Below are 11,543 nucleotides of genomic sequence, written 5' to 3'. Positions count from 1 at the left end.
GAAGGGTCGATTAGGTCGAGAGTCCCAATTCATTTCCCAGCGAAATAATGCCAATAGTCCCACCGTTGGGCGATTTTTAACCGGAATAATCATAAGTGGTACTTAACCAATAAAGGAAAAAGACCATCGCCTAGTTTCTAGGAGGAAGCGCGATGACTGACAAGACCTACACCGCCGAGAGTGTCAAGGCAGAGGCCCCGGAGATTGCTCCGGCCGATCTTGTTGCCTGGGTAGCCGAGGTGGCGAACCTGGCAAAGCCGAAGGACATTTTCTGGGTCGACGGTAGCGACGAAGAATGGGATCTGCTCACGGGGCAGATGGTTGAGTCGGGTATGTTCACTCGCCTGAACCCGGAGAAGCGTCCGAACTCGTTCCTTGCTCGTTCCCTGCCGTCCGACGTTGCGCGTGTTGAGTCGCGGACCTACATCTGCTCCGAAAAGGAAGAGGATGCTGGCCCGACCAACAACTGGGCGGACCCTAAGGAAATGAAGGAGACCCTCAAGGGTGTCTTCGACGGCGCGATGCGCGGCCGCACCATGTACGTCATTCCGTTCTCGATGGGCCCGGTGGGCGGCCCGATTTCGCAGCTCGGCATCGAGCTCACCGACTCCCCATACGTTGTCGTCAACATGCGAATCATGACCCGCATGGGCACCCCGGCGCTCGAGCTCATTGGCAAGGGCGGCGAATGGGTCCCCGCCGTTCACTCGGTCGGCTACCCGCTGGTCGATGCAGAGGGCAATGAGCGCCCCGATACGTCCTGGCCCTGCAACGACGAAAAGTACATCACTCACTTCCCCGAGACCAACGAGATCTGGTCCTACGGTTCGGGCTACGGCGGCAACGCCCTGCTAGGCAAGAAGTGCTACGCACTCCGCATCGCCTCCACCATGGCTCGCCGCGATGGCTGGATGGCAGAGCACATGCTGATCCTCCGCCTGACCGAAGAGGCAACCGGCAAGCAGTTCCACGTAACCGCTGCCTTCCCCTCGGCCTGTGGCAAGACGAACCTTGCCATGCTGCAGCCCACCATTGAGGGCTACAAGGTTGAGACGATCGGTGACGACATTGCTTGGATGCGCCCGGATGAGGAGGGTCGTCTCCGTGCGATCAACCCCGAGGCTGGCTTCTTCGGCGTTGCTCCCGGCACCTCCTACGACACCAACCCGATGGCAATGGACACGGCTCGCGCCAACTCCATCTTCACCAACGTCGCACTGACCGACGATGGCGATGTCTGGTGGGAGGGTATCGACGGCGAGATGCCCGATCACCTGATCGACTGGCACGGCAACGACTTCACGAAGGCAGACGCGGAGGCAGGCAAGCTTGCCGCTCACCCGAACTCCCGCTTCACCGTTCCGGCTTCGCAGTGCCCGATCATCTCGCCCGACTGGGAGGCGCCCGAGGGTGTTCCGGTTGACGCGATCCTGTTCGGCGGCCGTCGCGCTACCAACGTCCCGCTGGTAGCAGAGCAGTACTCGGCAGACCACGGCGTCTTCATCGGCGCATCGGTTGCCTCCGAGGTCACCGCTGCCGCTACGGACGTCAAGGCTGGCTCGCTCCGCCACGACCCCTTCGCCATGCTTCCCTTCTGCGGCTACAACATGGCCGACTACTGGGGCCACTGGACGGAGATGCAAGCCAAACTTGGCGACAAGTTCCCCAAGGTTTACCAGGTTAACTGGTTCCGTAAGGACGAGGACGGCAAGTTCATGTGGCCCGGCTTCGGCGACAACTCCCGCGTACTTGACTGGATCGTCCGCCGTGCAGACGGCAGGGTCGAGGCAGTCGACGGCATCACCGGTCGCTACCCCAAGTTTGAGGACTTCAACCTTGACGGTACCGATGTCGACAAGGCGACCTGGGACAAGCTCTTCGAGACCGACCCGGATGCCTGGGCAAGCGAGATCGATCAGGTCGAAGAGTACTTCAAGCAGTTCGGTGACAAGGTTCCGGCCGGCATCACCAACCAGCTCGGCGAGTTCCGCGACCGCATCGAGGCCGCACGCAAGTAACTAACTAATCCTTTCGCATAGGTTAGCGGCAGGTGCTTCGGCGCCTGCCGCTTCCTGTTTCTGCTGATAGGTAGCAGAAAGGTGAGGGCGAGGATTGGTGGGGGATAATTAGCGGTTAGATGTGTGCCGGGAATAGTGAAGAAGTGCCGTGGCCGCTATCCGAATTTGCGGTCATTACCCTGTTCATCTGGTGATCGAAATGCGCGCGAGTACCGCGTCATGGCGGAGGCGCAGGTAGGCTCATGCTATGAAGATTCTCCTCCTCGGTTCGGGCGGCCGCGAGCATGCCCTGGCGCTTGCACTCGCCCCTCACGTTGAAGAACTTGTCGCCGTTCCAGGCAACCCGGGTATCGAATCGATTGCGAACGCCGAATGCATTGCGGGCGATATTCTCAACGGCGTTGACATGGTTGAGATTGCTCGCCGAAAGGCTGTGGATCTCGTCGTCATCGGCCCCGAGGCGCCCCTTGTTGCGGGTGTGGCCGATGACTTGAGGGAAGCCGAGATTGCGGTCTTTGGCCCGTCGGGTGGCGCCGCCAAGCTCGAAGGCTCAAAGGCATTTGCGAAGCAGATCATGGCGCTTGCCGAGGTCCCCACGGCTCTTGCCCACGTGTGCTCGACCCGCGAGCAGGCCGATGAGGCGCTGCAGATGTTCCCGGCTCCCTATGTCGTCAAGGACGATGGCCTAGCCGCGGGCAAGGGAGTTGTTGTGACAACGGATCTGGAAGAGGCAAAGGAACACGCCTACCACTGCATTGACCAGGGCGGTTCTGTTGTTATCGAAGAGTTCCTGGACGGTCCGGAAGTTTCGCTCCTGTGCGTCTGCGACGGTAAGACGGTGGTTCCCCTTGAGCCGGCGCAGGACTATAAGCGTCTGAAGGATGGGGATGAGGGGCCGAATACGGGTGGCATGGGATCGTACTCGCCGCTTCCCTGGGCTCCCGAGAACCTGACCGAGGAAGTTCTCGAGCGCGTTGCCTACCCGGTGGTGCGTGAAATGGAAAGGCAGGGAACCCCGTTCGTCGGGATCCTGTACGTCGGTCTTGCGCTCACCGAGCGCGGCATTCGAGTTATCGAGTTCAATGTTCGTTTCGGGGATCCGGAGACGCAGGCGGTTCTGCCGCGGCTCAAGACGCCGCTGTCGGAGTTGCTCTACTCTGCTGCCACCGGCAAGCTTCACCAGCTTGCCCCGCTCGACTGGGATCCGGGAGCTGTCGTCACCGTTGTTTTGGCCAGCGCGGGATACCCGGGCAAGCTCCAGCTCGGCGACCAGATCGAGGATGCTCCCGATCTGATTCACGCCGGTACGACCCGCAAGGACGACCAGATTGTCACGAACGGCGGGCGCGTGCTGTGCGTCCGAGGCTTTGGTGAGACGGTAGCGGCTGCTCGGGAGGACGCCTACGCGAAGATCGTGCCCTTTGAGGGTGCGCAGTACCGTACCGATATTGCTGCGGGAGTCTAACTACCCGAGATCGATATCAATATCGGACAAGAGCATCCAGATAACGTCATTTGACCTAGTGAGGTCATTGACGGACTGCTGTGACGCCCTATGCGGCACCTTCGTCCCAGAGGCTCAAGATTCTCTTGAGTTCTGAGGTCTTTCCGCAGGCCAGGGGCTTAAATCGCGGGTTTGGGACGCTTAAAGTTAGGGGCGCATAATGCCGGTTTTCGTGGGACAATACTCGTATGACTAAGACGCCGTATGAGAATCTTCGCGGCTGGACGCATCTTACGTCCGGCAAGGTCCGGGACCTGTACGCTCCGGCTGACCTGTCTGCGCATTCTGGGCGCGACGCACTTCTCATCGTGGCGTCCGATCGCATCTCTGCCTTCGACCACGTGCTTCCGAGCCCGATTCCAGACAAGGGACGGATTCTCACGTCGATGACCCTCTGGTGGTTTGATCAGCTTTCCGATGTCACCGCGAACCACTTCGTGTCGGTCGAGGTGCCGGAAACGGTCAAGGGTCGCTCGATGATTACCGAGCGTCTTCAAATGGTGCCGATCGAATGCGTGGTTCGCGGCTACATTGCGGGTTCCGGCCTTGCCGAATACCGGGAGACCGGTAGCATATGCGGCGTTGAGCTTCCCGAGGGCCTTGAGGAATGCGATGAGCTTCCCGAGCCAATCTTCACTCCCGCCGCGAAGGCGCAGGTCGGAGAGCACGACGAGAACATCACCTTCGAAGAGGTCAAGGATCGGGTCGGCACCGGAACTGCCCTTCAGCTTCGTGAAAAGTCGATTGCTCTCTACACGCGGGCACGGGAGATCGCGAAGGAAAAGGGTGTCATTCTTGCCGATACGAAGTTCGAGTTCGGATATCGTCTCCAGCCGGGTGAGAAGGAGCTGATCCTTGCGGATGAGATTCTCACCCCGGACTCGTCGCGCTTCTGGGATGCGTCGATCTACGAGCCCGGCAAACCCCAGCCGTCCCTGGATAAGCAGTTCATTCGCGACTGGCTGACTTCGGAAGAGTCCGACTGGGATCAGGATTCGGCGCCGCCGGAGCTTCCTGCAGACATCGTTGACAAGACTCGCGAACGCTACATCCTGGCGTACGAGCGGCTCACCGGGCGCACCTGGAAGAAATAGGCACCGAGCAAATGGCACCGCTGTGAGCGGTGACGGTTTCTGGCTCGCAGGGCAGACTGCGAAGCGATATCGAACCTGTTGACGCTACAGTTGATCCCATGGGACGCATCATTGTAGAAGTCATGCCAAAGCCTGAAATCCTTGATCCGCAAGGAAAGGCTATCGCCGGGGCCCTGCCACACCAGGGTCTTAACATTTTTACCGATGTTCGCCAGGGAAAGCGGTTCGAGTTGACCGTTGAAGGCGACGTCACAGAGGCGGACCTTGAGGCCGCCAAGAAGGCCGCCGAGACGGTCCTGTCCAATCCCGTGATCGAAGACGTTGTCGGCGTATATGCGGAGGAACAGTGAAAGTCGGTGTCATCACCTTCCCCGGGTCGCTTGATGAGGGGGACGCACGCCGGGCCGTGAAGCTTGCTGGCGGCGAAGCAGTCGAACTGTGGCATGCAGATTCCGATCTCAAGGGAGTCGATGCCGTTATCATCCCCGGAGGTTTTTCCTACGGTGACTACCTGCGGTGTGGCGCAATCGCTGCGCTCGCCCCGGTCATGTCGTCCGTGATTGACCGCGCCAAGTCAGGTATGCCGGTCCTGGGTATCTGCAACGGCTTCCAGGTGCTGTGCGAGGCGGGGCTGCTTCCCGGCGCACTCGTGCGTAACGACCACCAGAAATTCATTTGCCGGGAGCAGAAGCTGCGGGTCGAGAACAACCGCACTTCGTGGACCTCAGCATTCGATGAGAATGCCGAGATTGTTATTCCGTTGAAGAACGGCGAGGGCTCTTTCCAGGCGCACGACTCCACGATTGAGGAGCTGGAGGGTGAGGGTCGCGTTGTCTTCCGTTACCTCGATGTGAACCCGAACGGGTCCCGCAATGACATTGCGGGAATCACGAACGAGGCCGGCACCATTGTTGGCCTCATGCCGCACCCGGAACATGCCGTTGAGGCTGGCTTCGGTCCCGACGGAGCTGATGGCATCCGCACCGGCGTTGATGGCCTTCCGATCTTCCAGTCGCTCATGGGGGTTCTGCGATGATTCACGATACTGTCGACAATGCTGCGTCCACTCCGGACGAGGAGATGCCGTACGCGGCCCTCGGCCTAAAGGATGACGAATACGCGCGAATCAAGGACCTGCTGGGCAGGCGCCCAACGAACGCCGAGCTCGCCATGTACTCCGTGATGTGGTCGGAGCACTGCTCCTACAAGTCTTCCAAGAAGCACCTGTCCGCCCAGTTCGGTCAGAAGACCACGGATGAGATGCGCAAACATCTTCTTGTTGGCATGGGCCAGAACGCTGGCGTTGTGGACGTGGGTGACGGATGGGCGGTGACCTTCAAGGTCGAGTCCCACAACTCCCCGTCCTACGTGGAGCCCTACCAGGGCGCGGCCACCGGCGTGGGCGGTATCGTCCGCGACATCATCGCCATGGGTGCCCGCCCCGTTGCCGTCATGGATCAGCTTCGCTTCGGTGACCCGAACGAGCCGGACACGTGGCGCGTGGCCAACGGTGCCATCGCCGGTATTGCGGGCTACGGCAACTCCCTTGGCCTGCCAAACATCGGTGGCGAGGTCGAGTTCGATTCGTCCTACCAGGGCAACCCGCTCGTTAACGCGCTCGCGGTAGGCGTGCTCCGCCACGAGGACATTCACCTGGCCAATGCCGAAGGTGCGGGCAACAAGGTTGTGCTGTTCGGTGCCCGCACGGGCGGCGACGGTATCGGCGGCGCCTCGATTCTTGCTTCGGAGGCCTTCGAGGGCGGCATGCCAACCAAGCGTCCCTCGGTTCAGGTGGGCGACCCCTTCATGGAGAAGATCCTCATCGAATGCTGCCTCGAGCTGTTCCAGAACGGTCTCGTCGAGGCCATTCAGGACCTTGGTGCTGCAGGTATTTCCTGCGCCACCTCGGAGCTTGCCGCGAACGGCAATTCGGGTATGCACGTGAACCTGGAAGAGGTCCTCCTGCGCGACTCCACCCTGAATGCTGGCGAGATCCTCATGTCGGAATCCCAGGAGCGGATGATGGCGGTGGTGGCCCCCGAGCGTCTCGATGAGTTCATGAAGATCATCGACAAGTGGGAAGTGGAGGCCTCCGTGATCGGTGAGGTGACCGGTGACGGACGCCTGACCATCGACCACAACGGCCACCGGATCGTTGACGTGGACCCAAAGACGGTTGCCGTTGATGGACCGGTCTACGACCGTCCCTACGCCCGCCCCGACTGGCAGGACACCCTCCAGGCCGATACGAGCGAGAAGCTGGAACGCCCCGCCGCGGGTGGTGAACTACGCGAGCAGCTCATCCGCGTCCTGCACTCCCCGAACCAGGCTCCGAAGGACTGGGTGACCAGCCAGTACGACCGCTTCGTTCGCGGCAATACCGCTCTGGCGCAGCCGGACGATGCCGGGGTCATCCGCGTCGACGAAGAAACCGGACGCGGGGTGGCCGTTGCGACGGATGCCAACGGCTGGTTCACGAAGCTCGACCCGTACGAAGGTGCCCGTCACGCACTCGCGGAGTCCTACCGGAACGTCGCCACGGTCGGTGCGAAGCCGATTGCGATCTCCGACTGCCTGAACTTCGGTAACCCCGAGGACCCGGACCTGATGTGGCAGCTCGTGCAGGCCATGGAAGGCCTCGCGGACGGCTGCGTGGAACTTGGGATCCCCGTTACCGGCGGCAACGTCTCCCTCTACAACTCGTCGGGCGACGAGTCCATCAACCCCACTCCGGTCGTTGCCATGCTCGGCGTCCTCGATGACGTCAAGACGGCACGTCCCTCCGGATGGACGGAAGAAGGGCTTGCAATCCTGGCACTGGGCGAGGTCGCGGACGAACTCGACGGTTCCGCATGGGCTCGCACCATCCACGACCACCTCGGTGGCCTGCCCCCGAAGGTTGACTTGGCGCAGGAAGTCGCGCTGGGCAACGTTCTGGTTGCGCTCGCGGAAGCCGATGTCACCAAGGCCGCTCACGACGTGTCGAATGGTGGACTTGTCCAGACGCTCACCGACATGGTGCTGCGCTACCGGATTGGTGCCTCGATCGACCTGCAGAAGCTCGGTGCCGATGACTTCACGGCACTCTTCTCTGAGTCGCAGGCTCGTGCAGTCATTGCTGTTCCCGAACACCTGCTTCCCGCGGTCCACGCAGCGGCGGAAGCCGAGGGTGTTGTGGCGGCAAGAATCGGCACGACCGGCGGTGACAGGCTCGTAATCCAGGGCGAGGAAATCTACTCGTTCCTCATCGACGAGCTTGTCGGTCCCGCTCCTCGAGCACCGCAGAACTGACTCTTGTCACGCGCGGAATGAAGGCGTAAAGTGCCCTCCCTCACGATTGGTCTCCTTGCTTCAAGGAAAAAGATCGTGGGGGAGGGCTTTATTTCCGCCAATTTTCTCGTACTGTCCGTTTCATAAGCCGCGATCAGCGCAAACTCAACGAAATGTGGAATATTTCGCAGTGGACAGTATCGACCTGGTTTCCGTTCATGAACTAGCGTGTCAGTCATGAGTAGCACTGCGAATGATTACATCGAGTCAGTCCGTAGGGAACTGGCTGTACGCAACCCCGGTGAGAAGGAATTCCATGAAGCCGTCACTGGCGTTCTGGATTCGCTCGCCCCTGTGCTCGAGCAGCATCCCGAGTACCGGGATTTTGCCATTCTTGAGCGCATTGTCGAACCGGAGCGGATGATCCACTTCCGTGTTCCCTGGGTTGACGATGGTGGCGTGTACCACGTCAACCGCGGCTACCGTGTCCAGTTCAACTCGACCCTGGGCCCGATCAAGGGCGGTCTCCGTTTCCATCCGACGGTCTCCGCATCAATCGTGAAATTCCTGGGCTTCGAGCAGATCTTCAAGAATGCTCTCACCGCCCAGCAGATCGGCGGCGGCAAGGGCGGCTCGGACTTCGACCCGCACGGCCGTTCAGACAACGAAATCATGCGGTTCTGCCAGTCTTTCATGACCGGCCTGTACCGCCACGTCGGCTCCAAGGTCGATATCCCTGCCGGTGACATTGGTGTGGGCGGACGTGAGATCGGCTACCTGTTCGGCCAGTACAAGCGCCTCGTCGGCAGCTTCGAAGCCGGCATGATCACCGGTAAGGGCCTGGGATGGGGCGGGTCGCTGATCCGCACCGAGGCCACCGGCTATGGCCTGGTCGCCTTCACCCGCGAAATGCTACAGACCCGCGGCGAAGACTTTGAAGGTCAGACGGTTTCCGTATCCGGTTCCGGTAACGTCGCCATCTACTCGATTGAGAAGCTTCTTGCGCTCGGCGCCAAGCCCGTCACCTTCTCCGACTCGTCCGGCTGGGTCTACGACGCCGAAGGCGTCGACCTTGAGCTACTCAAGGAAATCAAGGATGTTCGCCGCGGACGGGTTGCCGATTACGTGAAGGAACGCCCCTCCGCTGATCTCCACACCGACGGCGCCGTCTGGGACGTCCCCGTTGACGTTGCTCTCCCGTGCGCTACCCAGTACGAAATTGACGGCGACCATGCCCGCACGCTCGTCAAGAACGGCGTCAAGGCCGTTGCCGAGGGTGCCAACATGCCGACCGATGCCGAGGGTATTGAGGTGTTCGAGGCCGCCGACCTGCTGTACGGCCCAGGCAAGGCAGCCAATGCCGGTGGCGTTGCCGTCTCCGCCCTGGAAATGCAGCAGAACTCTGCACGCCAGTCCTGGACCCGCGAAGATATTGCCGACCGTCTCGACTCGATCATGCAGGACATTCACCGCCAGTGCGTCGAAGCGTCCGAGAAGTACACGGGCCGCCCCGACGACTATGTCGTAGGCTCCAACGCTGCAGGCTTCGTCCGGGTGGCCGAAGCAATGCTCGACCAGGGCGTCGTCTAAGCAACGTAAGTCTCGTTCAAACAGCGAAGAGCACAGAGGTGTCGGGGTGAAGCGAGGAAACTCGCCTCACCCCGACACTCATATTGGAACGCCCTCGGGCCGTGCTGACAAAATGTGCGCAATAGATCGATCCCGAGGAGCCAGTGCTGACCTGGTGCCTCGGGATCGATGGACGGGTGCGGCTAGGCGGACGTGCCCTTGCCCTGCAGGATGGCGATGGCGGTCTGGCGGGCCTTGATTGGGTCGGGTGCGTGCAGGACGGCCTCGGCTGCTTCCCGGCACTGCTGAAGGGTGACTTCGGAGAGTCGGGATCCGACGTAGGCGATGGCACCCGGAGCCATGGAAAGCGATGTGACTCCCATGCCGATGAGGACGGCGGCGAGATTCGGGTCGGCCGCGGCTTCGCCGCAGACGCCAACGGGCTTGCCGTGCCGGACGCCGGCCTGGGCAACTTGATTGATCAGGGTGAGAACGGCGGGCTGCCAGTTGTCGGTGTAGGTCGCGAGGTTAGCGTTGCCGCGGTCCGCTGCCATGACGTACTGGGTGAGATCATTTGTTCCAAGCGACACGAAATCAACTTCTTCGAGGAACTGGTCGATCATGATTGCCGCTGCCGGTACTTCGATCATGATTCCGGCCTTGAGGCCGCGCTCTCGAATAAGGCCGGCAAACCAGCGGGCCTCTGACACGGTGGAGACCATGGGCGCCATGATCCAGTTCGGGCCATCGTGTTCCGCGGAGGCGGTGACGATCGCATCGATCTGACGCGTGAGGAGGCCTTCGTCGATCCCGGAGGTGCGCAGGCCGCGCACGCCGAGAGCAGGGTTTTCTTCGTTCGGTACAGAAGCGAAAGCAACAGGTTTATCGGATCCGGCATCGAGGGTTCGAACAACGATCTTGGCACCGGGGAAACGTCCAAAGACGCTGCGGTACAGGTCCGTCTGCTCATCAATGCTGGGTTCGGTCGGGGTGTTGAGGAATGAGAGCTCGGTGCGGAACAGGCCGATTCCGGCTGCTTGAGAGGCCTCGGCACGTTCCGCGCCGGCCCGGTCCTGGATGTTGGCGAGCAGTTCGACGGGATGCTCGTCCTTGGTCTGTGCGGGGCCGGTCCATTCCCTCGCATGTGCGCGCCTCTTCGCGTCGTCTTCTGAGAGGGTTGTGGCGAGTTCAACGTCCGGATCGAGCGAGTATTCGCCGGAATCGCCATCCATGATGATCATGGAATCTTCGGGGATCTTCTCCAGGTCCCGTGCGGCAACGATGCAGGGGATGGAGAGCTGACGACAGATGATCGACGTGTGGGAGGTTGGCCCGCCCAGCCGGGTGATAATGCCGAGAATGAGTTCCGGGTCGAGACCGGCAGTGTCGGCGGGTGCCAGATCATCGGCGAGGAGGATGATGGGTTCGTCGGGCGTGGGGATCCCGGGTTCGGGGTGCCCTTCGAGCTCGGCGATGACGCGATTGCGCATGTCAACCAGGTCGGTGATCCGCTCTTCCATGAGCCCGCCCTGGGCGCGGAACACGTCCACGAACATTTGGGTTGCTTGAGTGACGGCCTGAACGGGAGGAGTGCCGTTAGCTATTCGCTTGGACACCTCCTTCCGCCATCCCTTGTCTTTGGCGAAGCCTGCGGAGACAGCGAGAATATCGGAGGCTGTTCCAACGGTGTTTGCGGCTCGGGTGAGAAGGCGGTCCGCTACGGCCTCGGAGGCGGCGAGGAAGCGTTCGTTCTCAGCGTCGCGTTCTGATTCGGGAAGGTCGGGCGCGGTGTCGGCTGGCTCGGGGACGACTCTGGCCCACGCGGTCTTTGCGTACGAAATTCCCGGTACTACTGGTGTCCCCGTGAGGGTGAGTGACGCTTGCATGTGCCGTTCCTTCCCGATCTGCATTCATGCCTTGTTGCTGTGGTTGTCAGGATGCTTCATTCGCTGACTGTGTTGGATCGAAACAACTGGTTATCACGATCATCATAGGGGGTTATTTAGTCGATCCCCATCTGCCCAGTTTTAACCCGATGTTCACTGCTTACGTGTATGTTAAGTGTGTCATATGTTTACCCAGTGATAA

8 protein-coding genes are annotated in these 11,543 nt (G+C 60.9%); 7 read left to right on the top strand and 1 reads right to left on the bottom strand.

The annotated features are described in order from the left end of the window. Positions 1-152 precede the first annotated feature (152 nt). The 7 genes from EJ997_RS08080 (at position 153) to gdhA (ending at position 9,476) form a co-directional block, all read left to right on the top strand. On the top strand, positions 153-2,018 hold the full coding sequence (locus EJ997_RS08080; protein ID WP_126704098.1) for a phosphoenolpyruvate carboxykinase (GTP): 1,866 nt from the start codon (positions 153-155) through the stop codon (positions 2,016-2,018). 247 nt (positions 2,019-2,265) lie between these two features. Beyond that, on the top strand, positions 2,266-3,483 hold the full coding sequence (gene purD, locus EJ997_RS08075; protein WP_126704097.1) for a phosphoribosylamine--glycine ligase: 1,218 nt from the start codon (positions 2,266-2,268) through the stop codon (positions 3,481-3,483). Positions 3,484-3,710: 227 nt separating this feature from the next. Beyond that, positions 3,711-4,616, top strand: coding sequence for a phosphoribosylaminoimidazolesuccinocarboxamide synthase (locus EJ997_RS08070; RefSeq protein WP_126704096.1), 906 nt, complete (start codon positions 3,711-3,713; stop codon positions 4,614-4,616). 98 nt (positions 4,617-4,714) lie between these two features. Further along, entirely contained in the window at positions 4,715-4,966 is a 252-nt protein-coding gene (gene purS, locus EJ997_RS08065; protein ID WP_126704095.1) for a phosphoribosylformylglycinamidine synthase subunit PurS, read from the top strand. Continuing rightward, entirely contained in the window at positions 4,963-5,652 is a 690-nt protein-coding gene (gene purQ / locus EJ997_RS08060; protein ID WP_126704094.1) for a phosphoribosylformylglycinamidine synthase subunit PurQ, read from the top strand. Before purS ends, purQ begins: the two co-directional genes overlap by 4 nt. After that, positions 5,649-7,907, top strand: a complete 2,259-nt coding sequence (gene purL / locus EJ997_RS08055; RefSeq protein ID WP_126704093.1) for a phosphoribosylformylglycinamidine synthase subunit PurL — start codon at positions 5,649-5,651, stop codon at positions 7,905-7,907. Before purQ ends, purL begins: the two co-directional genes overlap by 4 nt. 216 nt (positions 7,908-8,123) lie before the next feature. Next, positions 8,124-9,476, top strand: a complete 1,353-nt coding sequence (gene gdhA, locus EJ997_RS08050) for an NADP-specific glutamate dehydrogenase (RefSeq protein ID WP_126704092.1) — start codon at positions 8,124-8,126, stop codon at positions 9,474-9,476. Between the two features lie 182 nt (positions 9,477-9,658). Here the strand turns inward: gdhA and ptsP are convergent, their stop codons facing one another. Next, a complete protein-coding gene (ptsP, locus tag EJ997_RS08045; RefSeq protein WP_126704091.1) occupies positions 9,659-11,341 on the bottom strand; it encodes a phosphoenolpyruvate--protein phosphotransferase in 1,683 nt (560 codons plus the stop codon). Between the last annotated feature and the right edge of the window lie 202 nt (positions 11,342-11,543).

The sequence above is a fragment of the Flaviflexus ciconiae genome, assembly GCF_003971195.1.
Classification (GTDB): Bacteria; Actinomycetota; Actinomycetes; order Actinomycetales; family Actinomycetaceae; genus Flaviflexus; species Flaviflexus ciconiae.
This window is presented reverse-complemented; position numbering and strand designations above follow the sequence as displayed.

What these genes read in the sequence shown, in the direction of transcription:
- EJ997_RS08080 (WP_126704098.1), top strand. Translation starts at nt 153, where the DNA reads ATGACTGACAAGACCTACACCGCCGAGAGTGTCAAGGCAGAGGCCCCG.
- purD (WP_126704097.1), top strand. Translation starts at nt 2,266, where the DNA reads ATGAAGATTCTCCTCCTCGGTTCGGGCGGCCGCGAGCATGCCCTGGCG.
- EJ997_RS08070 (WP_126704096.1), top strand. Translation starts at nt 3,711, where the DNA reads ATGACTAAGACGCCGTATGAGAATCTTCGCGGCTGGACGCATCTTACG.
- purS (WP_126704095.1), top strand. Translation starts at nt 4,715, where the DNA reads ATGGGACGCATCATTGTAGAAGTCATGCCAAAGCCTGAAATCCTTGAT.
- purL (WP_126704093.1), top strand. Translation starts at nt 5,649, where the DNA reads ATGATTCACGATACTGTCGACAATGCTGCGTCCACTCCGGACGAGGAG.
- gdhA (WP_126704092.1), top strand. Translation starts at nt 8,124, where the DNA reads ATGAGTAGCACTGCGAATGATTACATCGAGTCAGTCCGTAGGGAACTG.
- ptsP (WP_126704091.1), bottom strand. Translation starts at nt 11,341, where the DNA reads ATGCAAGCGTCACTCACCCTCACGGGGACACCAGTAGTACCGGGAATT.